The sequence below is a fragment of the Streptomyces sp. CB01635 genome (genome assembly GCF_002803065.1).
Lineage (GTDB): Bacteria > Actinomycetota > Actinomycetes > Streptomycetales > Streptomycetaceae > Streptomyces.
Genome location: NZ_NNBL01000035.1, coordinates 57,369 through 79,858, shown reverse-complemented (window position 1 = coordinate 79,858; position 22,490 = coordinate 57,369). Strand labels below are relative to the sequence as shown.

17 protein-coding genes are annotated in these 22,490 nt (G+C 66.6%); 9 read left to right on the top strand and 8 right to left on the bottom strand.

The features are described from left to right. Nucleotides 1–48 precede the first annotated feature (48 nt). The 3 genes from CG723_RS41270 to CG723_RS41260 all read left to right on the top strand — a co-directional run bounded on the left by CG723_RS41270 (nt 49) and on the right by CG723_RS41260 (nt 3,339). Nucleotides 49–1,095, top strand: coding sequence for a transposase (locus tag CG723_RS41270; RefSeq protein ID WP_234374797.1), 1,047 nt, complete (start codon nt 49–51; stop codon nt 1,093–1,095). A gap of 163 nt (nt 1,096–1,258) precedes the next feature. After that, a complete protein-coding gene (locus CG723_RS41265; RefSeq protein WP_100598694.1) occupies nt 1,259–2,857 on the top strand; it encodes an ISL3 family transposase in 1,599 nt (532 codons plus the stop codon). Between the two features lie 62 nt (nt 2,858–2,919). After that, on the top strand, nt 2,920–3,339 hold the full coding sequence (locus tag CG723_RS41260; RefSeq protein WP_100598693.1) for a DUF4259 domain-containing protein: 420 nt from the start codon (nt 2,920–2,922) through the stop codon (nt 3,337–3,339). A 252-nt stretch (nt 3,340–3,591) separates the two neighbouring features. On the opposite strand, the gene CG723_RS41255 is transcribed toward CG723_RS41260, so the two are convergent. Both CG723_RS41255 and CG723_RS41250 read right to left on the bottom strand, forming a co-directional pair. Then, entirely contained in the window at nt 3,592–6,423 is a 2,832-nt protein-coding gene (locus CG723_RS41255; RefSeq protein WP_100598692.1) for a hypothetical protein, read from the bottom strand. An 82-nt stretch (nt 6,424–6,505) separates the two neighbouring features. After that, a complete protein-coding gene (locus tag CG723_RS41250; protein ID WP_100598691.1) occupies nt 6,506–6,934 on the bottom strand; it encodes a hypothetical protein in 429 nt (142 codons plus the stop codon). Between the two features lie 1,001 nt (nt 6,935–7,935). Between CG723_RS41250 and CG723_RS41245 the strand changes: the two genes are divergently transcribed. Together CG723_RS41245 and CG723_RS41240 are read left to right on the top strand one after the other, a co-directional pair. Next, nucleotides 7,936–9,162, top strand: coding sequence for a Mu transposase C-terminal domain-containing protein (locus CG723_RS41245; RefSeq protein WP_100598690.1), 1,227 nt, complete (start codon nt 7,936–7,938; stop codon nt 9,160–9,162). Continuing rightward, on the top strand, nt 9,159–10,214 hold the full coding sequence (locus CG723_RS41240; protein ID WP_100598689.1) for a TniB family NTP-binding protein: 1,056 nt from the start codon (nt 9,159–9,161) through the stop codon (nt 10,212–10,214). The genes CG723_RS41245 and CG723_RS41240 overlap by 4 nt, the downstream gene beginning before the upstream one ends. Nucleotides 10,215–10,382: 168 nt before the next feature. Here CG723_RS41240 and CG723_RS41235 read toward each other — a convergent pair whose 3' ends face one another. The 3 genes from CG723_RS41235 to CG723_RS41225 form a co-directional block, all read right to left on the bottom strand. Next, a complete protein-coding gene (locus CG723_RS41235; RefSeq protein WP_159032665.1) occupies nt 10,383–11,069 on the bottom strand; it encodes a hypothetical protein in 687 nt (228 codons plus the stop codon). 65 nt (nt 11,070–11,134) lie between these two features. Beyond that, a complete protein-coding gene (locus tag CG723_RS41230; protein ID WP_100598687.1) occupies nt 11,135–12,895 on the bottom strand; it encodes a hypothetical protein in 1,761 nt (586 codons plus the stop codon). 109 nt (nt 12,896–13,004) lie between these two features. Then, entirely contained in the window at nt 13,005–14,153 is a 1,149-nt protein-coding gene (locus tag CG723_RS41225) for a hypothetical protein (RefSeq protein ID WP_100598686.1), read from the bottom strand. Between the two features lie 540 nt (nt 14,154–14,693). Here CG723_RS41225 and CG723_RS41220 point away from each other — a divergent pair. Continuing rightward, nucleotides 14,694–15,044 carry a helicase associated domain-containing protein gene (locus tag CG723_RS41220; protein WP_442802636.1) on the top strand — a complete coding sequence of 117 codons (351 nt, stop codon included), beginning with the start codon at nt 14,694–14,696 and terminating at the stop codon, nt 15,042–15,044. Between the two features lie 5 nt (nt 15,045–15,049). Here CG723_RS41220 and CG723_RS41215 read toward each other — a convergent pair whose 3' ends face one another. The 3 genes from CG723_RS41215 to CG723_RS41200 all read right to left on the bottom strand — a co-directional run bounded on the left by CG723_RS41215 (nt 15,050) and on the right by CG723_RS41200 (nt 19,054). Next, nucleotides 15,050–15,985: an abortive infection family protein gene (locus CG723_RS41215; protein WP_100598685.1), complete on the bottom strand. Its 936-nt coding sequence runs from the start codon at nt 15,983–15,985 to the stop codon at nt 15,050–15,052. 35 nt (nt 15,986–16,020) lie between these two features. After that, nucleotides 16,021–16,950: an abortive infection family protein gene (locus tag CG723_RS41210; RefSeq protein ID WP_100598684.1), complete on the bottom strand. Its 930-nt coding sequence runs from the start codon at nt 16,948–16,950 to the stop codon at nt 16,021–16,023. Nucleotides 16,951–17,815: 865 nt separating this feature from the next. Beyond that, the gene (locus CG723_RS41200) at nt 17,816–19,054 is read right to left on the bottom strand and encodes a hypothetical protein (RefSeq protein WP_100598682.1); all 1,239 of its coding nucleotides are present in this window, start codon (nt 19,052–19,054) and stop codon (nt 17,816–17,818) included. 351 nt (nt 19,055–19,405) lie between these two features. Between CG723_RS41200 and CG723_RS41195 the strand changes: the two genes are divergently transcribed. From CG723_RS41195 to CG723_RS41185, 3 genes are all read left to right on the top strand, one after another. Next, a complete protein-coding gene (locus tag CG723_RS41195; RefSeq protein ID WP_100598681.1) occupies nt 19,406–20,137 on the top strand; it encodes a hypothetical protein in 732 nt (243 codons plus the stop codon). A 276-nt stretch (nt 20,138–20,413) separates the two neighbouring features. Further along, a complete protein-coding gene (locus tag CG723_RS41190; protein WP_159032664.1) occupies nt 20,414–21,169 on the top strand; it encodes a hypothetical protein in 756 nt (251 codons plus the stop codon). A 66-nt stretch (nt 21,170–21,235) separates the two neighbouring features. Then, nucleotides 21,236–22,117, top strand: coding sequence for a hypothetical protein (locus tag CG723_RS41185; RefSeq protein ID WP_100598679.1), 882 nt, complete (start codon nt 21,236–21,238; stop codon nt 22,115–22,117). Nucleotides 22,118–22,490: the final 373 nt, after the last annotated feature.

Sequence of the window (22,490 nt, the reverse complement as noted above, 5' to 3'; positions counted from 1 at the left end):
CCGAGTCTTGAGTAGGGGTCACCCGTCACCGTGCACTGCTATTAGGTCTTGAGCATTGCTCTGGTCGACGTGCTCCCCACACGTGAATCGGGACCGCTGGCCACGTGGCTGGACACCCGTCCGGGCGTGGAGATCATCTGCCGGGACCGGGCAGGCGCCTACGCCGAGGGCGCCCGGCTCGGCGCGCCCACCGCGATCCAGGTCGCCGACCGGTTCCACCTCTGGCAGGGCATCGGCCGAGCCGTGGAGACCTGCGTCGCCGCCCACCGCGACTGCTTGAAGGCACCAACACCTCCTGCGCTGACAGCCGTTGAGGCATCGCCAGGCGAGGCGGTGAATGTCGGTCCAGACCCTGCCAGCCGACGGGCCCAGCGCAAGAAGGCTGCTCACGCGCTGGTCCACGGACTTCTCGCCCAGGGACATTCGCGCCGGGCGATCGCCCGGCATCTGGGCTGGGGGCTCAACACCGTGCTGCGCTACGCACGCGCCGCCACCTGGCAGGAGACACTCCGGGAGAACCGACCCAGGCCCAGCCCGTTGGACCCCTACAAGTCCTATCTGGAGCGACGGTACGCAGCGGGGTGCACGAGCGTCACCCGCCTGCACCACGAACTGATCGCCGAGAACGCGCCCGTCACCTACCAGATGGTCCGGGCTTACATCGCCACGCTGCGGGCCCTGCCACCGCAGGCGCCGCCTCCGCCGCCGACCGTGCGGCGGGTCACCGGCTGGCTGACCCGGCACCCCGCATCACTGAGCGAGGACGAGCACGCCGCGCTCAAGGACGTGCTGGCTCGCTGCCCAGAGCTGGATGCCGAGGCCGCACACGTCCGCGACTTCGGTGAGATCCTCACTCACCGCCGCGGCTCTACACTCCCCGACTGGATCGACGCCGTCGACACCAGCCAACTGCCCGGCCTCACCAACTTTGCCCTCCACCTGCGCCGCGACCTCGACGCGGTGACCGCCGGTCTCACCCTGCACTGGAGCTCCGGCGGCACGGAAGGCGCTGTGAACCGCATCAAGAAGATCAAGAGGCAACTCTACGGACGCGCCGGATTCGAACTACTCCGCAAGATGATCCTGCTTCAGTGACGCTCCGCGACCGCTCCCCAAGATCTGTGCCAGAGCCAAGAAGGGCTCTGGTCCACTTCGTGTGGTTGTGCACGCAGGGTGACTGTTGATCTTCGTGCCATGGCAGTTGAGGTCGCCCGAAAATCGCCCGGCTGGACGGTGGTGTGGTCGAAAGTCCTTCGCCGTGAACGAAGTGCTTCCGCAGTTGGATGAGCTGCTGTTCTCCTCGGTCGAGGGCGTGTTGTTGGAGTCGGTCGAAGTGTCCGACACAGTCGTCCGGGTCGAGGCACGTACGACCGCAGGACGGGCGGCCTGTCCGGAGTGCGGATACTGGTCAGGGCGAATACATGCCTCCTACCTGCGGTTTCCTCGTGATCTGCCGACAGCGGGCAAACTGGTCGTGGTGTCGTTACGAGTGCGGCGGTTCGTCTGCGCAAAGGACTCCTGCACGCGTAAGACCTTTGTTGAGCAAGTCCCTGGGCTCACGCGTCGGTTCGGACGACAGACCGAGCGGTTGCGATCGACGCTGGTGTCGGTCGGTCTCGCGCTCGCAGGCCGGGCAGGCGCCCGCATGACGGATGCCTTCCAAGTCCCGGTCAGCAGGAACACCCTGCTGAGGCTGATCGCCTCGCTTCCGGACCCCGTCACCACCACACCCCGGGTGGTCGGCGTGGACGAATACGCCCAGCGCAAAGGCCGTATCTACGGAACCGTGCTCGTCGACGTCGAAACACGTCGCCCGATCGACCTCCTTCCCGACCGGGAGGCAGACACGCTCGCGGCCTGGCTCGCCGAGCGGCCCGGCATTGAGATCATCTGCCGTGACCGGGCCCCCTTCTTCGCCGAAGGCGCCACCCGCGGCGCCCCGCAGGCCCTCCAGGTCGCTGACCGATGGCACCTCTGGCACAACCTGGGAGAAGCCGCCGAGAAATGCGTCTACCAGCACCGCGGCTGCTTGCGCCCCACGCCGGCGCAGACGGAGGAACCGCAGGAAGAAGCGGAGCTAACCGCATCGTCCCCCTGGCCGACAGGGCACCGGTTCGCCGAACGCACCCGCGCCAAGCACGCCACCATCCACGCTCTCCTCGCCGCCGGTCACAGCAAGCGATCCGTCGCCCGGCAACTCGGCATGACCCTCAACACCATCCTGCGCTTCTCCCGCGCCACCACCCCGGAGGAGATGTTCACCGGCCAGTGGCAAGGCCGTGCGACCAGGCTCGACGACTTCAAGCCCTACATCGACCAGCGCTGGCAGGAAGGCTGCACCAACGCCTGGAAGTTATGGGAGGAGATCAGGGAACAGGGCTATCCACGCGGATACGCCAGCGTCCGTGACTACGTCAGCAGGACTCTTCGCGGCAAGCCCCAACCGGTCGGCCCCCGACCGCCATCGGCCCGCGCCGTCACGCGCTGGATCCTCACGCACCCCGACGCGCTACCCGAAGGCGACCGGATCCACCTCAAAGCCGCCTTGGCCAACTGCCCCGAACTGACAGCACTCGCCGCGCACGTGCGCTCCTTCGCCCACATGCTCACTCACCTGAAAGGCGACCGACTCCCCGAATGGATCGAAGCGGCCAGCGCCACTACCGAACTGCCCGGCCTCCGCCACTTCGCTCAGCACCTCCTGCGCGACCTCGACGCCGTCACCGCCGGTCTCACCCTGCCCTGGAACTCCGGCGTCGTGGAGGGCCATGTCAACCGGATCAAAATGCTCAAGCGCCAGATGTTCGGCCGTGCGGGATTCGCCTTGCTTCGCAAACGAGTCCTCCTGGCCGCCTGAGCGTTTGTCAGTGCCTGCTGGAATGCTGGCTTCGTCCGCGAGAGCGATACCAGGAGCCGTGCATGGGAACGTGGGGAACAGGCCCATTCGCCAGCGATCTCGCCGCAGACTTCGTCGATGAACTCGAGGGACTGACTTCTCAGAAGGTCATCAAAGTGCTCGAGCGAGCCTTCCAGCGAGTCACGGATTCCGGAGCACGCGTGGATGGCGGCGACGGAACCGAAGCGGTGGCCGCCGCGGCACTCGTTGCCAGCACAATCCCGGGCAGCGGGATTGTGATCGACCCTGATGACGGACCCAGAGAACCTCTGCCGCAGCTTCCGTTGGCTCTCCGCTCGTCAGCCGTGCTCGCTCTGCAGTGTGTACTCCAAGACGGATCGGAACTGCTGACCGGCTGGGTGGACAATGCCGACGCCGCTCAGTGGCGCCACGAAGTCCAACGGATCGCGGAGGCCCTGGGACCGATCGGTCACGAGCAGTAACCGCGCTACAAGAAGTGGACCAGAGCCCCAAGAAGTCGTCACAGCCAGGCCAGACACTCCTTGATCATTTTCTCACTCTCTGCAGCACTACAGGTCAGAGCGTCGTCAGCAAGCCCTGGGCCTGACAGTTCAACTGAGACGACATACCCGTGCGACGGGCGCTTTCGGCGCGGCCGCGCCCGCCCGGCGGACACCATCAGGATCATGCAAATGCTGCGCAGCGGCCGTCGACCGGGACCATCGCATTCGACCTCACGGAATGTCCGGGCGGCTCCTGTGGCGGGAGCACCTCACGGCTGATGCCGGGAGACGAGCATCCGGGGTCGGCCCAAGAGGCAGTGACCACGCCTTGCGGATGGTGTCGATCAGAGGCCGGGCGCTGTAGGGCGATATCCCGAGTTCCTGTCGTGCGTCGGCCAGCCGTTCAGGATCGCCGTCTTGGCCGTGCTCAGCTGCCAGTTGCGTTCGACACTCGAGTCCTTCGGTGCTGAAGATGTCGAGCAGGGTGAGTGAGAAGTAGGCGTACGCAGACGCTTCGTCTATCAGCTGGCGGGCGTCACTGCTGAGAACCGGGTCATCCGGTGGTCGGTGTGATGAGTCGCCGGCGTTAGCGGGATGTGGTCGGGGGCCGTCGGCGTAGAAGGCGAAGTGGTCCAGTGTGCGCAGCACATCCGCTTCTACGCACGGGCAGGGGTCACGCAGGTAGCTGCTGAGAGTACGGAAGGAAGCGAGGACGCTGTTGGTGTCGTGCGTCCACTGCTGCTTGCTCAGCAGGGTGCGGAAGCCGGCAAAGGTTTCCGCGAGTTCTTCCAGGATGAGGTGCCGGGAGATGTCTGTGAGCTCGTAGGACTGGGTCTTGTCCTGTGTCTCGCGGAGCTGCAGTCCGTAGCGGAGCAAGTCGCGCAGGATGCCTCCTGACAGAGCGTGAGCTAGCAGGATGTGGGGGTCTTTCAGCCTCTGGGAGCGCTTGGCGAGGATGGCGCGTGAATCGCTGAGGGTGCTGGGCTGGACGTGGATGATGTCGTCCAGAGAGCTGTCGGTGGCGTCTCGATGTGGCAGGCCTCTGCGGACGAAGGCGGCCCCCACGTCCTCGGCAACCGAGATCAGGTAATGGACCAGGGGAACGCCCAGGATGGCCTTGATCTCCCGGAGAAACGCGAGCGCATCAGTATCCGCGCCCAAGCGGTCCACTTCGTCGATGGCGATCACGACGGTCTTGCCTGCTCCAGTTCTCTCGATGGCGATGCACTTGAGCAGTTCGCGGAATTCCTCTACCAGTTCCGGGTAGTTCGGGGGGACTGTGGACACGGACGCGGAGTGGTTGGTGCCCAGACTCAGGATCTGGGCAGTGCCTCCGGCGGTCAGGCCGTAGGTGGCCTGCTGGATCGTCTGAAGACGGTAGAGGTGGCTCTGGCACCGCGTGATCAACTCGGGTTCGTCTGGCTGTGGGTGCCAATCCCCCGCCGTCGACAGCAGGACTCCGGTGATGATGCCTACCAGCCGCAGCGGGTTCTCCGGGTCCGCCAGAAGGGACCGTATTTGCGGGTTAGTGATGAGAAACAACAGCAGGTATATCCCGGCGGCGGCGGCGAAGGGGCGGAAGATCTTCTCCAGGAAGATGCGCAACCTTCCGAAGGGGAACTCGACCCCGGAATCACGAGCGAGGCGCAAGACCCACCACACGGCCAGCAGCGCTCCTGCGTAGCCGACGGCCCGGTAGAGGGCCTCGGGCTGGGAGTTGTGGAGGTGCCGGGCCTGCTGGCGGATCTGTTCATCCAAAAGGACAGTGGCAGCGGATGCCCAGGCCAGAAGCAGCCCGACGCGTCTGATGCCGCGCATCCACAGGCGTCCCAGCATGCGTGGCAGCCAGGCAGCGTGCCTTGACTGCCACCAGGCGATCCCGCCGATCGTGACGGTCAAGCTTGCGATGACGGTGTGGCCTTGCCAGATTGCCGTCACGTCGTCGCGTATCGCGTCAGCGTTCGTGCGCGCGACGTCGAACACGGACGTGACGTACTGCTCGTACAGGGACCGCACCGAGGCTGACAGACCTAGCACCACCAAGGCAGCGGCAGGCACCGCGAAGGAACTCCACCGGCCGAGCCGCTTGGCCTGGCTCCTCATCCCTCGCAATAGCCTGCGCGCCGGCGACAGTCGCGCGAAGCCTATGGGTTCGTAGCCCTGGTCGCGCATGTACTTCTCGCACAGCTGCACCGACAGCGACAGCAAGAAGTCGTGCGGAGCATAGGTGGCCGGCGCTTGGACAATCACGCCGAATCCAGCCTTCTTGACGCACTGCTCCAGCAGGGTCGTTTTGCCTGCACCGCGTGGGCCGCAGACGGCAATGGTGCCGTCCTCAAGATGCGTGAGTTTGCGCTCCAGTTGGCGCCGAGCCCCGTTCTCGACGATGTAGCCCGGGGCTCGAGGCGCGCGCAGGCCCCATTCGTAGTCGTCGGGGATGAAGAGGGAGTCGGGGTCATCACCGAGCATGTGGCGGACCAGATCGGCCACCACGGGACCAGTACCTATCTCCTGTAGGTCTTCGCCCCAGCGTGCGGCGCATGCCCCTACCTCTATGCGCTGAACGAGCCAGGCGCCCCCCAGCCCTGCGGCTATCAGGCACTGCGCCAGGTTGGTCCACGCCGATGACTCACGCCAGATGAACAGCACAGCCATCGTGACTGCTGCTACCACAACCGCTGTGAGCAGGGCGAGTAGACCACCGAAGATCAAGAGTGTCAGGGAGCCGAGACCGATCAGGGAGCAAACGACCCGCCAGTCCCACTGCCCCTCACCTGCCACTCTCTCGTACTTGTCCCGCGCCTCGTCCAGTTCCTCAATCGCTCTGTCGAACAGGGGCGATGGGCACCGGATGGTGGTGTAGCGGCGGTAGTGCGCCGTCATCATCCGCTCCATGACGGCGCCGTGGTCTACTCCGTCGCGTTTTCCGAGCAGCCGCTCAGTCTCGGGCCCGTCCAGCGCGGCCAGCACGCACCGGTGGTAGATCTCCAACTTGTCTTCGCCGCTGACGAAGTCGACGGCCCGCGATCGCCATAACTCCAGCCAAGCCTGCAACCGCAGCATCCGTCCACCTTCCCCCGAGTGCAGAACCTGCGGATGCTAACCCTGCGGTCTCTACGCCGGGGGACGTTCCATCGAAGGTGGCTCAGTTCGTGCGCACCCCTGCGCACGAACTGTCGACGCCGAAGTCCAAGGTGCGGTCCTTCGACCTGGCGGTGATGCTCAGGCGTATCGGCTCATTCGCGTAGTCGCGGAGCCAGTTCTGCGTGCTGCTCATCGACCAGGTGAGCGGGGTGGTGGGCGTCAGGCCGTAGCGCGCCCACTCGCCGACTGCGAGGTGCTGCGGGGCAACAGCCCGTCCGGTTTCGTCGCGGCCATCGGCGCTGAACTTCCACGGCCCCCAGATGTGCGCACGCACCTGCTCGGGGGTGGCGGTGCCGGCGAGCTGGGGCCCATTGCCGCGGTGCGGGTTGTCGTTGCGGATGGACACGGTGATCTCGAGGGTGTCGTGGGACAGCAGCCCGAGTGGGCCTTCGAGGTAGACCCGCAGTATGGCGGTGGAGCACAGGGCCACGTAGAGGCGCTGCTGGACGGATCGGGCAGGGCAGCGGACAAGATGTGTACCGAGCTCGGCGCGAGCAAGCCCACCATGAACCGCGCCTTCCAGAACCTCCGCGAGTGCGGACTCATCTGGGGCAGATAGTCTTCCGCGGATTGCCCTGGGCGCTGACGGTCAGTGCATCTGCTCGTGGGTGTAGCAGTAGTCGTCCATGCCTTGCTGATAGCGGCACGTCCGGCTCGGAGAGCCGAACGCTGGGGGGTAGCGCAGAGAGGCGTCAGGGGGGAGCTCCTCAAAAGTCTCCTGAGGACTGTTGAGGTACTTCGCTGCGACATCCCGAGCGCGCTGTATCTGCTGGGGGTCCTTTGGAGCGGGCCTCGGTCCCGTCTGCTCGTACTGAGCCTCACGCTGGAGCAGGTAATTCAGAAGATCGCGCTCGAAGTCTGCCGAAGGAGCACTGGTTGGGTCGCCGCCGAGTTGACCTTGCTGGCGCTTGGCGCCCTTTCTTCCTGCCCCGCCGGAGACAGAGATGGGGCCGGCAGAAAGGCCGACCCTCCCCTTGGAACTGACAGAGACCGGTCCCGCCTTGACCCTGGCTCCCCCGCTGCCGACCGACAGCGGGCCTAGACGAAATCTGAACCCCATGATCCCCCCTTGAAGTCGTCCATCAGACAGGTCCCGCGCACGGTGACCATGGGCGGAACCTGTCGCAAACCTTCACAATCCCGCTACCGTACAACCATGACAAACGGGGAAGTGCCGGTAGGATCTGCCACTCGCCATCACGCGCCCACCAGAACGGCACACAGTCCGAGGCCCGCATCGCCGCCAACTCCGTCAGTGGCCGGCCGGCTCGCGCCACGATGAAAGACCCCGAGAACCCCATGACCGGGAACCATAGTCGCGATCACTGACACCGTTGATTACCCGGCCAAGACTGCGTGACGAGCCACTAGCTAGCTCCGATGCCGGCCCGTCCCGGCTGATCGCTCAGAGCGCTGGCGGAGCACTCCGAGATGCCCTACGCCGACCTGGTCGCCTGCGATCCGCGCATGGTGGGCGCGGCCGCCCGGCCGGTGATCCGCCCGCGTACGGTCGTCGTCGACCACGGCAAGATCTTCAACAGCGAGCACTTCGACGACGTGTGCCGAATGCTGCGCATCGACGTGCAGCCGGCCCGGGAACGCACCGCCACCGACAAGGCGATCATCGAGTCCACGTTCAATGCGATCAAGCGTCGGTTCTCCCAGTACGTCGTCGGCTACACCGGATCGGACCTGGCCCGACGCGGCAAGCACGTGGAGGACGGCCCGCTGTGGAGCCTGAACGAGCTGCAGGATCTGCTCGATGAGTGGATCGCGCTGGACTGGCAGCAAAAGCCGCACTCCGGTCTGCGCAGCCCGTTCCTGCCCAGCCTGAAGGTCAGTCCGAATCGGATGTACGCGACGCTGGTGGCGGCCGAGGGGCACGCGCCGCTGCCGCTGACACCGCGCGAGAACCGCAAGCTGTTGCCGTTCAAGCGGCTGCGGGTGACCGACAAGGGCGTCACCATCGACAACCGCACCTACAACAGCGAAGCCCTCCAGGAGTACAAGAACCGCCACTCGGGGCTGCCCGGGCAGGGCAAGCGCTGGCAGATCCGCTACTCCCCCTACGCGCCCCGGTTCGTGTGGCTGTGGGACCACCGGGAGAAGGACTGGGTGGAGGCGGAGTTCACCCATCAGCGCCTCATCGGTGACGCCTGGACGCAGTGGACGTGGGAGCAGGCCACGCTCGCCGTGCTCGAGGACGGCGGCAGCAAGGAGGATCAGCGGCGCATCGCCCGCGAGGTGTCCGCGCTGCGCGAGCGGGCCCGGCGCGGCCCGGACCCGCAACAACCGCGCCCGCCACGCCTGTTCACTGGCCCGGCCCTGGACCTGGATGTGCCCGCGGCCGATCCGTACGAAGGAGTCCCCGACCCGGGTCCGGCCACGGTCGTGCGGGCGCCGGCGCTGCCGCTGGACAACGCTCAGCTCCTCTCCATCGGCCCACCCGCCACCCCTCCCCCGTCCGAGGAAACCCCGGACGACGACAGTGACGGGCCAGAACCGGCACCGCTGGGCGAGTGGACCGGCTCGCGCAGTCTGCACGGCAGGGGAGCCGACCTGTTCGCCCTCGTACATCCCCGTACCCCTGCACCGGATGAAACGCCGCAGCCGCACGACGGCGACATTGAGACGACGGAAGACGGACACACAGCATGAGCCGCGAAGAACTGATCCGCTTCTACGGCCCCGAGGTCGCCGACGCGGTGGCCCAGCCCATCGATGTACCGCTGCTGACTACCCGCGAGGGCTGGGACCGTGAGGCCTCCCGCCGCCTCACACCGCCAGACCTGGCTGACTGCGCCCCCAAGGGCACCCGGGTCGGCCCCCGCGATCCGCGCCTGATGTACCACGCGGAGATGCTTCCCGTGATCACCCCGTCCCTGCGCCGGGGGCTGCTCGACGCCAAGCGGCAGCTGCGCAAGAACCGCTTCCGCAAGGTCGGCCGCAGCACCGACATGGTCATCGACGGGGACCGGGGGTGCGGCAAGACCACCCTGCTGGTGCAGATCGGCCGCGGTTTTCAGGGACTCATCGAGCAGGACCAGGGAGCCGACCCCAATCGGATCCCGGTCGTCTTCATCACCGTCCCGCCGGAGCGCGACAGCAACCAGCACCGGTCGCTGCCCTTCGCCGAGTTCCTGGCCCTCAACCACACGCTCAAGCCCGAGGAGCGCGGCCGCCGCCCAGTCGACATGACCGAACCCGTAGTTCACGTGATGGGGAAGGCCAAGACCCAACTGGTCCTCGTCGACGGCATCAACCGCATCCAGGACAATGAGATCCAGGCCGCGTTCGACTACTTCGAGTCCCTGCAGGAGCGCACCAACGTCACGTTCGTCTACTGCGGCACCGGCGCCCGCGAGATCGTCCATGAGGCCCGCTACGACAAGCGGCGCAAGAATCTGCCGGACGTCGTCAAGGGCGACACCTATTTCAGCGACCTGCCGATGCTCTGGGCCGGAGTCATCCCCTACGGCGACGACTGGCACGGCGTCGTGCAGGGCTTCGAGGATGACCTGCACCTGCACGACCACAACGGCTCGCTCCTTAAGCTCTCCCGCTACCTCCACAAGCGCACCGGCGGCTACATCTCCTCCCTCAACGACCTGATCTGCATGGCCGCGCAGGAAGCCATCGAGACCGGCGCCGAATCCATCACCCGGCCGCTCCTGGACGACATCCGCATCGGCCGCGGCGACAGCCGGTGACAAGCCACCGCCTTCCAGGTGCTCTCGCAGAAGCTGGCGGGCGTACGCGGCCGTCCACTCGGCATGCCCGCTTCCGCACCAACAGCAGCCTGCCTTCGGGCCCGGTCAGGGCATGACCGAGTTCCAGGAGGTGCGCCTTTCACCGGGCCGCGGATCGGGCTGGCTGGGCTACTCCGATTCCGCTTCCAGGCCTTTGGCGATCAGCCGACGAAGCGTTCTCCCACGGGTGTCAAAGAAGTTCCTCTTGGCGTCATCGACGCGGGCGAGGACATCCTCCGAGAGCCGCAGTTCCACTCGAGGTTGCTTCCACGGACGGCCGGGGCCTCCGTGCTGGTTCCCATGCTTGCGGCCCATGTACCAGCGGCGCACCGGCCCGGGGAGAAGGCTGTGCCACCAGCGGCGGAGCAAGTCCAGCCTGGCCAGCGTGATGAAGTCGTCCAGCGCGGACAGGAACCGGACATCGTGGTCGCGGGATAGATCTGTGCCGAACTCCTGTTCCAAATCAGGGCGTTCAGCGCCCTCCATCTCAAGATCGTCGACCCACCGCGCCCATGTCCCCGTTGCACCGGGGTCGGCAATCATTGCGACCCTCTGGAAAAGAGCCTCGGCGGCCTCGCGGACGGCCCTATCGGCACGCATCTTGATGGCCTGCAGTGTGGTCCACACCTCGGCCATCGTCTCGCGATCGTGCGTGGCCACAGCTTGGCTGCATGCCTGAACGAACCGGTCGTAGACGCTCGCGCGGTCCTCGCGGCGACCGTGCCTGACAACCGTGATTGGATTCGACGCCGCTCGGGCCGCGTTGACGAGTTGCGTGAGGGCTCGGCCTGATAACCCACTCACCGGATCTGTCATGCGCGGGACTATAGCGAGGCCCGGGCTCCTAGGCTCTAGCGGGCGGCGCCCCGCCTCCCCGGCGGCTACGCGGGCCGGGCACCGTCAGGGCCCGCACCAGGGACATGCGTACTGGTGCCCTCGGTGCTGTCGCCCGGGCGACAGCTCAGTCGCCATCCGTCCTCACCTTCCGCTGCTTCGACCAGCGCTGACGGGAAGTCGATCCGCTCCATGCCGAGGCCGAGTTCACGATCCTGGCCGGCGAGCGTGATGGTGAGCGGGAGGTAGAAGGTTCGCTGCTCCGGGACGTCTCCCTGTGTGACCGGGACAGGGGAGGTTTCTTTGGGTAGGGCCATCTCAGCCCGATCCCACTGATAGGTGAACGTCTCGTGGCGCAGCAGACGTGCGATCCACTGCAGCCGGGCAGCCTCCACGAAGGTCGTCTGCAGCAGGTCGGGCATCACCAGCTGTTCTGTGGTGTGCTCCTGCACTACCGACAGGGCTTCGGCCACGGCGGCGGCGCGCGCGGCCATCACGTGCATGTCGCTGTTCGGGTCGCCTTGGAACGGCATCGGTTCGCTGCGGACGGGGCCGTAGGGGGCGGCAGCGCGAATGCTGTGCGGTGTTTTGAGCCTTGCCATGAAGCGCAGGGCCGGGAGCACCTCGTCCGGAGGGAGTCCTTCCAGGGGGTTGCGGCTGAACCGCATCGTCGTTGGCCGCTTGCCCTCCAGGGAGGTCAGGGTCTGCACCTCGAGGATGCCGGAGGCGTCCCGGCCGAATGCCGACAGTCCCTTCCCGGACAGTCCTCTGCGGGTCGGCTCCATCTCGAAGGTGAGGCTCTCCAGAATCTGGCCGGCTTCGTTCAAAAGCTGCAGCCGCAGCTTGCGGTCGGGTGCCTCCTCCTGCCAGGCCGGCCCCAGTCTGATGGTGCCGTTGGAGAACTGGCCGCCCAGGCCGCCGGGAAGGTCCAGGATGCAGTTGAAAGATGCGGTCTCGGCGGAGGTAACGGTCATGGGGGTGCCGTAGGTCAGAGCCTCGTGGAAGGCCTGCGGTGCAGGCTTGTCCTCGGAGAAAGACACCACCCACTTGATACCCAACTCGTGGTCGTGCACGGCCTGGTCGTAGCGGGCATAGACACGGAAGGTGATGCAGGGTCCGTCGCCGTCCTGGGTCTGGCTGGCAAAGACTAGCGTCGGTTCGTTTTGCGGCATCGTGCGGTCCTGGTCGACCGAGAAGCTGTATCGGTAGAACGGATCGTGGGCGTTGAGGGCGCGGTAGAGGCTTTCCAAGCTGTTAGTGACGTCTACAGCAGCGAGAGGAACCGGCTCGCCCTCGTTCAAGGCCCGGTCAGCGCTCCGCTGGAGTCCCATGAAGTCGTGCAGCTGACGCAGCAGCGTAACGAGCTGTTCCTTACCGTTGCCGATGAAGTAGTCGATGACGTCTTGGTACTTGGCGGCCAGGCCGTTGAGGTGGGTCAGTCCCATCCACTCGCAGGGATAGCCGGCGTCCTGGGTGAGCGTGCGGAACCAGTCGAAGCGGTTTTCTTTGGTGGCGTCCAGCGGGAGGACCAGGTGCCAGGCCGCGATGCGGGCGCCCCGGGAGGCCGCATACGCCTGCACCTTGCGGTAGGAGTCTGCGATCTGGCTCTTCTGGCCCGCCTCGAGGTTGTTTGCGAAGTACTTGATCTGGTAGACCACCCAGCCGTCTTCGGTGACCTCGACGACGTCGATGCCACCGTCGCCTTGCGAGGGGCGGATCCGCACCGCACGAGGATGCTCACGGCACAGCATGACGGCGACCACGTTCTCCGTCTGCGTCGCCTCCAACGTGGTCCACGACACCAACATCAGCAATCCCTGCCCTTGCCCTATACGCGGGTGATTCCGGTTCCATCATCTCGGGGGGCACTGACAATGCGGGGCTGCCGACCGCCCAGGCGAGACGGTCGGAACGACGTCAGCCGGAGGAGGAAGCAGCATCGGCCCGGTAGCGCTCCACGTAGCCGCGCGCCCTGGCCCGGGCGTCGGGCCCCTGGAGGACGAGGGTGTGTGAGGTGAAGTAGTCGGGCCGGGCGGAGGTCGTCAGGACCAGCCCGTCATCCCGTAGACGATGTTCGGTGAAGCCGGGGAAGGTGCCATCGGCGATCGGGATGCTTGCCCGCGGGTTGTGCAGGATGTGGAAGCCCTCGCTGAAGGTCTCACGCTCCTCGGGGCCGTAGTCCCCCACCACGTAGGCGTGCTCGATGGGACGGCCTGCGTCGGGGTCCGGGTCGGGCAGGCCGCCGCATCGCAGCATGGCGACATCCTCGGGGCCGTAGCCCAGCTCGGTGCCGATGCGGTGGAACTTCGCGACCGTGGCGCTGTTGGAGAAAATGACGGCCGACAGGTGTGCGGCTTCGGGCTGGGCGAACAGGCCACTGGGGATGCTGGTGTCGCCGCGTCGATGTTCGGTGATCTTCTCACTGGTCAGGATGAGGGCGCCCTGGTCGTCACGCGCGGCCACGTCGCGGCGTCCATACAGATAGTTGGACAGCGGGCCGACGGTGTGGAACAGCGCGCTGAAGTGGTGAAAGGACTCCAGGGCGATCACGAACGGGCGGCTCTGTACGTGAGGGGCTTCCCAGTAGGCGTGTCCTTGGGCGGACCGTTTCTCGAGCTTGCGGCGCAGAGCCTTGGCGGACTGGAGCACGAACTCGGCTTCGGCATCATCCAGGTCTGCGGGGATCAGGGGGTGCTTGCCCTGTGGGAGCTGTTCGAGATCGGCTGCAGGCGACGCGCCTTGGGCGGGGTTACTGGTCGTGGCTTCAATGGCCACTGGGTTGTCTCCCCCGAGGAGGAAGTCCGGTGCACCACCGGTGTGTTCGAGGGTGTGTCCTTGTTCGTGGAGCGCCGCGAACAGGGCCAGCTCCAGGACGCGGGGAGAGAATCCGCCGGTCTGGAACTCGCGGATGAAGCTTCGGTCAGCGCCGCGGAACGTGGCGAAGGTTTCGTCCATCAACCGCCGGGTGGCCTGGTGGAGGATGTGGTGGTCGCGGAGGACGCGGAAGCGCGGGTCGGTGACCTCGTCGGACACCTTGCGTACGCGTTCGAACAAGCTGCTGGGCATAGCGGCATATTTACACCAGTCCATCAGTTCGATCCCACGCTTTTGTCGATCAGCTCAAGGCCTGTTGCTCGCGTGCAGGCGGCACTGGCTCGGCCGCACCGGCAGAAGGGTGCAGATCACCTGTCCGACCTTGCCGCTCACGCCGCTCTACGCGACGAGGTCCGCGTGCGAGCGGCCAATGCGCTGGCACGCCCGACTCAAGGGTCCGGCAGAGACGGAATGACACTGAGCGGTCCTCCCACGGAGGCGCCATGAGCCGACGCAACGCTGATCGAGGTGTTCCCTGGCTTCTCGTCTCTAGCGTGGCGGTGGAGGAGGCGACTCTGATGGGCTCAGTATTCGAGACATTGAAGGCCTGGGAGACCGCCGCCCGAGAGCCGGCCCAACCCGGTTAGGCTGACAGGCACTCCCGCGCCCTCCCCCATCTAAAGGTCGTCGCAATCCGTCTGGCGGCTTGCCTCAATTGCTGACGCATCGCAGCTCAAAGGCAAGAGGTGCACGCGAGTCGTCTCCCAAAGCCCTCTTGATCGGCTTCTCACTATGTGGCGAGCTCCAGGTCAGAAGGCACGCGTTCAGCAGTTAGATGCCATTTCTACTGAGACGACATACCCCGCCCCGGCGTCGGCCGGTGCGGCCAAGGGCCCAGGGAAGGCCGGTAGCAAGGGACAGCAGGCATTCCAACGCGGCTTGGCAGCTCTCGCGCAATGGGTTGAACGCGAGGGTCAGCGGCCTGTACCAAGGTGGCACAGCGAACAGATCACGGTCGACAGCGAGACCGAGCCAGTGGCCGAGAGGCTCGGCGTTTGGGTCTCGAACACCAAATCGAGGCGTGCCAAGCTCGCCCAGGAACAGCTGGATGCGCTGCGGGAGCTGGGCATGGAGTGGGCGTAACGCTATTAAGAACGAGGTGAGAGTTTCCCTCGCTCGATGCGATCCTGCCAAGTGTCGAGCACGAACTCCGTCACGGTCACCGTGCTGTTCAAAGCCAGCCGGGCGTGGCGGGTAAGTGCCGGGCTCGGTGCGGTTCGCCCGTGGCCGAGGCCGAGCTGGTTACGCAGCTCGGCCAAGCCCTGCACTGTCGTGGTGAGAGTGCGCAGGATCTTGACCACCGTGGCGCTGGCCTTGGCGTGGTCGGCGACGGCGTCGGCGTTCAGGCCCAGCAGCGTCGTGACGCGCTTGAACAGCGGTGGCAGGTCTTCTCCGGGCGGGAACTCGATGTCCTGGTGTTCCAGGATGATCTTGCAGAGGCTTTCGACGAGTTCTTTGCAGGAGGCGATCGCTGCGGCCGGGTCGCGTTCCAGGCCAGCCCTGATGCGCTCTTGGTGTTCGTGGAGCACGCGGGGGTCGGTCAGCAGGGGGCGTGCTTCGAACTTCAAGTCCGGTCGGGCGCCGTGAAAGGACGCGCGGGGGCCGCCGGCGTAGACCGGCAGCCCACTGATGTATCCGGTCGGGTAGAGCTCGAAGCCGTCCTTGGTAAGGATGCCGTTGAGCTTCTCGGCCAGGCGCTCGACTTCAGCCGGGTCACGCCGCACCACGGGGTGGAGCATTTCGGCGAGGAAGTTCAACAGCGGCTGCGGGGAGGGGCCGCTGAGCCCGAAGCGGGCGTCGGTGAACACCCATTCGGGCAGCCAGTCGTCGTTGTTGATGCAGTGCTGCCAGATGTCTTCCCTGGCCGTAAGGCGCCGGTAGCCGTCGCCTTCGAGGGTGTCCAGGTCGTACAGGCGCTCCAGGAACCTCACCTCGTCCAGAGCGCCCCACCACCAGATCTTCTCGACGACCAGGAGGTCGAGGAGGCGCTGGCGAGTGACGACAGTGAGCTGCTGTGGTGCCACCGGCTGCCCTTTCCTGTGTTCCAGCTTGTGCGGGCTCAGATTGAGGCTGCGGGCTCGCTGTCCGCACTGTCCGCAAGCGGGGCTGGTGTCGAAGGCGCCTTGCGCCAGGGGGCATTGGGGTCGGCGAGGGTGTCGAGCATCAGCTCGCACCAGGTGGCGGCCGTGCCGACGGCGAAGCGGGCGTGTCGGGGTCCGAGGCCTGTGGGTGCTGCTAGCCGTCCGTGTCCGGTCCCGTAACGGTTGCGCAGTTCGGCGACGCCGATGGCAGCCGAGGTCAGTGCGCCCAGGATGCGCTTGATGCTGTCGGCGTTGTCCGGGCTGCCGCCGGTACGGGCCGGCGGCACTGCTGCGGGGTGAAGGTGAAGCGCTTGCTGCGCCTGCTTGATCAGCGCGGGTAGGTCCTGACGCTCGTCGACCGGGAGATTCCGCTTGAGCAGTACAAGCTTGGCGGTCGCCTCGATGAGCTGCTTGGCCGCGCCGATCGCGTCATCGGGATAATCGGCTCCGAACCTGCGCACCCGCTCCAGCTCGGCCTGGATGCCCGACGCCTCAGACAGGGCGTCGGCATGGACAACCAGATGGGCGACGCGTGCCGTGTGCAGGCGTAGCTCATCATCCAGGCGACAGCCGTCCCGCGCGAACGCCTCCCGCAGATCCGCCACCGTGTCGGCAGGCAAGCCATCCCCGCCGTACTTCCGGCTTTCCCGGTCCAGGCGGCGCAGCATGCTTTCGAACACCCGCAGGGCCCGGGTCACATGGTCGTGGTCGGTCCAGTCGACGGACGCGGCGTAGGAGTCGAAGAGCTGCTTGCGGACCCCGCCCTCGACCCGAGTGAAGCCAGGGGCCGGGGCGAAGTGCTCGTTCTCCCAGTATTCTCCGATCGCGCCTGCCACGAGATCACTCATCAGTCCACGGACAGCGTTACGGGCAGTCCGGGAGAGCAGTTCACGATCGGCGGTGACCATATAGGCAGATTACGGGGCTGGCGGTAGAACGAGCCGGCATTTTCTACCTTGCGGCTCCAGCAGCGTATGCGTGGAGGCGTCGGTCCAGGATGGGCTTGCGGCGTCCGGCCCGACTCTCCAGGATGTGTTCGCATGTTCGGTCTCCCGCCGTGAACTCGGCGCCGGTGCGTGCCGACATCGCCCGGAGGAACGCCCGACCATCCAGGGACTGGCTGCTCGTCGTCCACCAGTAGCCGGGACCCTCCATGAGCGCCCTGTCGATGAAGAGTGTGCCGAGACCTTGCCGCTGCACTTCTGGGGAGAGTGAGATCTTCGAGATGACGCCGCGCCTGCACTCGTGGCACACCTTCCACACGAGCCGCGCATCGGATATTCCATCACGTCCGTAGACACGAATGTCCTGGAAGCCTGCAGGCCGCGTCGCGGCATGCAGCAGAAAAAACCTCTCGGTCCTCGGGTGACGGAGAAGCATCCACCGGCTCGTTCTGGAGTAGCAGAACAACCAGCGGGCAGTTCACGCCCCTCGGGCCGTCGACGATGCATGCAGCAGTTGTGCATAGATCTCACCCGGAACATTGCAGATCTGCGATGTTGTGCAGCCGCCCCTGCCGTGCTGCTGCCCTCGGAGCAGCGGAGCCGGCTGCATGCAGCACAGGCCCGAGCAGCAAGCAGCAGCGACGCCGCTGCTGCCCGAGCAGCACCCGTGTGCCGCCCTGGCCCATGCAAATGCTGCGCTCCAGCCACGACACCACTCTGCTGCCACCACGAACGACAACCACCCACCGAGCAGCAGGGACCAGGAGCCGCAGCCGCAGGCCTGGCCGACGGCTCCCCTCACACCTGACAGCCTCACACCACGCAGCGCCTACCTGGGCAAACGGGCTGTGAGACTCACAACCTCCGCGTCCTCGGGGAGCTCCAGGCGCTCCTTGCGGGGGCGCGGGAACAGCAGGGCCGGACCGCCGGGCAGCAGGCCCTTGTTGCGCAGAGTCTGGGCGCGGCCGCGGCACCAGGTGGAGCAGAACTCCCGGGGCCGGCGGCTGGAGCCGGGGCAGGGCTGCGTGCACACCAGGCAGTGGCCAGGGTCGGCGACAGAGGCCAGGCGGCGCAGCAGCCGCCGGACCCGGCCTTCTTCCTCCTGCTCGTACGGTTGAGCGTCTGCCGTGCAACCTTCGAGCAGTTCGGTGAACGTGCTGCGGAAGACGGTGAGGTCGCGGCGGCAGGCCCCGAGCAGTTCCAGGTATTCCTCCACCGGCCAGCTGGCGAGCGTGCCGGAGCGCGAGAGGTACAGGCCGACGGTGTCGATGCGGTACTGGTCGGTTGTGTCGAGCAGCAGGTAGCCGATCAGCTGCCACGCTTCGGCCTGGCGGAGTGTGCGGGTGGACCGGGTGCTCTTGAAGTCGAGCAGCAGTCCGTCGACGGCAAGGTCGGCGTCCGCGCTGATCCGGGCGGTGGGGAACGTGGGGCCGGGTGTGCAGTCCTCCGGCCGGCTGCGGGTCCGCAGGGCGTCCAGCGGGCCGTCGGCGGCCTTGTAGAACTGGGCGACGACGTCGGCCACCATGTCGCGGTGCGGGAGCTCCAGGAGCTGGTCCAAGGTGAAGGCTCCGGGGTCCTCCCGGGCGGTGATGGCCAGCGGGGTGTAGGCGAACCCGTACGCGTTGCGGTAGTTGACCTGGTACCAGGCCGCGGCGATCAGCATCCGGGCCAGGTCCTCCTCTTCGTCGTGAGCCCGGTCCATGGGCAGCTCGCGGTTGTCCAGTTGCAGGCCAAGGACCGTTTCCTCAAGGCGCGCCGCGAGTTCCTCGCCCACTTCCCGCATCCGCTGGCTCGGGTCGGAGTCGTAGGTGCCGGTGAGCGAGATCCCGGCGCGCGCGACGGGATCGACGGGGTCCGTGGTGGTGAACGCCAGGCGCAGCCGGTAGTCGATCGCGGTGCCGACGTTCCCGGCCTCGGTGCCAACACCGGGGCCGGGCATCAGGATCTGGTCGCTCTGGTCCCGGGCACGGAAGCTTTTGCGCAACGGGTGGGCGCCGGCCGACAGTTCACGGTCCAGGAACCGGCGCAGCGGGGTGCGCGGACAGTGAATTCCGGAGGTCAGGCTCATGAGGTCACCGCCTTGGGCAACGAGCGCCGCCAGGGCGCGATGGAGTTGTCACAAGTCGGACGCTAGGGAGCGGCACTGACAATTCGTCACCCATAGGGAGTACCTGCGGGGATGGGTGGCGCGGGATTCACCCGCACGAGGGGCGGCGTGGCGTTCATCGCGACGCGGGACTCAGCGGTGGGGCGGGGCGGGAGCGGGACCCAGCAGTGTCATGCGGTCTCTCACAGCCTCAGCCTCACAGGACGGCGCGTCTGCCTGGGGAAACAGTGCAGACTCCGGGCGCACGGCCTGCCAGCTCCCGACCAGGCGACGCACCGTCGGCCTGAGACGCTCCAGTAGGCTGCGCTGGCCATGGACACGCACGCCGACCCCGAGCAGCCACGGCACGACGCGATAGCTGCCGGTCCACCGATCCGGCAGATCTTCCGGGACGTCATCGCCGACCGCCTGCCGGGCCCCAGGCCGCCCCAAGCGGCGATGCTGTTCTCCGCCGAGATCGACCCCTACTGGGACGACCGGAGCTTCCTCGCCGACTTCTACAACGACATCCTCCACCAGGACACCTGCCAGCCCGCCACCGCTGACGGCCTCGTCCTGCTCGCGGCCCTCGCCCTCGACGACCGGATTCCAGCCCAACATCGGTTCCGAGCCATCGACCTGCTCTTCAGGGCTGCCACCGTCGCCGAGCGTCACCTCGCCGAGACGTGGCCAGCCACCCCGCCACACGCTGATCTCGACAGCGAGGCCCGGGCCCGCAGCACGGTCCAGGACCGCACTCCAGATCTACTGACCCGCTGGTCGGCCGAATGCCCTGCGGTTCGGCTGGCCCTCGCCGGCCTCGCCGTCGTCTTCCCGACGGACCGCACCCTGCCCGCCCTGACACCGCGCCTGCAGACCTTCACGCACCACACCCCCAGGGCACCGACATCGGCGACTACGTCCGATTCGTCCTCGTGCTGGCCGCCCAGGACGAGGACCGAATTCTCACGGTCACAGAGGAACTCACCGACGCCTACTGGACGGGAACCGCGCGTGGAGTGCCAACACGAGCACGAGCCCTCCACCTCCTTGGCCAGATGCTGACCAAGGTCGGAGCCGGACTCACCCGGCCACGCGCCGGGCAGTGAGGCCCGCAGGCACGCCGAGCGACGCACCGCGCATCGCTTGCGCTGCTATTTCTCGTGAACATTCACGGGCCTCAAGATCCGCGACTGCTGCCCAAACCGGCGGACAAACGCTGCCCCTAGAAGTAAACAAAGCCAGCCGACTCACTTGGCCCTAACTTCCCCATGTGCCGTAGGAATTGATCTGGGGTATCCATGTACGGCGGCCATCGGCGCAGCCGACAATGTGCGGATCATGCCTGAGATCGTCTGGACGGCTACGTCCGCCATCGCCACAACTGCCGCGCTCTGGGTCATCGCCTGGCAGGCCATCCTCACCCGCAGGGGTGTCGACATCCAATCCGCTGTCGCCTTGGATAGCGCGCGGGCCCGCCTGGATAGCCAGGCCCCGGACGTTGTCGTACAGCTGGAGGACCCGTCATGGCCGCCGCTGGCTTGGTCGCACATGGGGCTGCCCGTGAACCCGTGGCCCAACGGGCAGATCTGGTACTTCCCGGAGAAGGAGCACGAGCGGATCGTCCTTCAGACCGAGGTGATCGTGCGCCACTTCTACAGCGGGCGCCTGGAGGTGACCTTCGCCGGCGACCTGGTCGACGACCACGACGGCCGGGCTCGCCGGGCACAGCCCGTTTTGCTGGCGGGAGACGGCGAGCACAGCGTCCTGCTACACAAGGACTTCACTATCAAGCAACTCTCGGAGAACTACCATGCGCAGCAGGAAGGCCGATGTCTTCCCCACCGCGTGCAGGGCACCGTCACCGTGCACGACGGCCGCGACAACGGCGTCACCGACACCTGGTCTCTGGACCTGACCGGCTGCCCGATTCAGCCCCACGAAAGCCGCGACGGCGCCTGGGTCGTCGTACCCGACCATCTCACCGACGGCACCGGGCTCCGCAGCCTGGTCTACATACGGCGGCCCGCACGACGACGGACGTACTGGATCTCCCGGCAAGATGGCCTGGAACTTCCCGCACCGCGCTACACATGACCTCGCCGGAACACCTGCAACGAGGTGCAAACGCCCTTACAGCGGACGAGCTTCCAGAGGACGGCCATGACCGACGGAGACCGCCCGGTCGACCCGAACGACGACCCGGCCACGGCAGCGAAGCGTCTGACGATTGACTCGAAGGTGCTGCGCGAGCTGTACCTGCTCAGCGGCAACGAGTGCGCGTGGCCCGGCTGCACGGTGCCGCTCGCCCCCGACGAGGGTGGAATGCTCGGCGAGATCGCACACATCCGTGCCGCAGAATCGGGAGGCGCCCGCTTCGACCCGGGCATGACCAACAACGAGCGGCGGGCCTTCACCAACCTGGTGCTGCTGTGCCCCACCCATCACACGCTGATCGACCACGTCGGTAGCCGACACAGATTCGACTGGGCCTGCCTCGAAGACGTCAAACACCGTCACGAGAGCCGCTTCCGCCGCGCCCTCGACTGCTTGGAGCGCACCGAGGAGCAGTACATCGACCAGACTCGGGCCACCACCGTGGTGCACTGCACCACCCTGCGGCGGATGTACGGCGACCTCCTCGGCGAGGAGGACCGCAAGGGCACGGCCGAATCGGTCAACCAGATCGCCGACCAGCTGCGCCGGGCGGTGCCAGCCGCCCGGCAGCTACTGTCCATGCTCGTCGAAGAGAACCAGGAGATCAGTGTCGCGGAGGCAGCCGACCGAGGCGGCCTCACCCAGGAACGGATCAGGGAACTCGTCCGCCAGCTCGACCGCCTCTGGTTCGCCGCGCTCCTGCCCGAGGAGTACGACGATCCTGACATTCTGCCGGAACGCATCACGCTGCGGGACAGCGTATGGGACCACAACCCGGTCTTCGACGGGTACGCCTTCTGGGACGACCTGCGTCGGCACGTGGCCGAACGCGAGGACCTCACCTTCGCCGACATGATCGTCGGCCTCAACTTCTCCCTATTGGACTGACTATGCCGAGTGCAGGCGCCCCATCCGTGCGTCCCCATACCGCCGCTGTGCCGGTCGCCTGATTCACGGTCTGGCATGGCCGCACCGCACTGGCGCCACCACCCAACACGATCAATCGGCAGTAGCCAGGAACCCTCCGGCCACCTTCGACTGATCGGCCGGAACACGGCGTTCCGCGACTACTGGTAGGCCGCGCGCCATCATCGCGCCTACCTCAAGGCGGAGTCGAAAGAGGCACAGGTGAGCCGGATGACGGACGTCTCACCCCGATTTGGACGCCGCGAACACCGAGGAATAGTGGGTTGTGGGCGAACGTCCTGCCGCAGGAACCGCCGCCGACGGGGACAAAGCGCCAACCGAGTGAGGCCAGTTG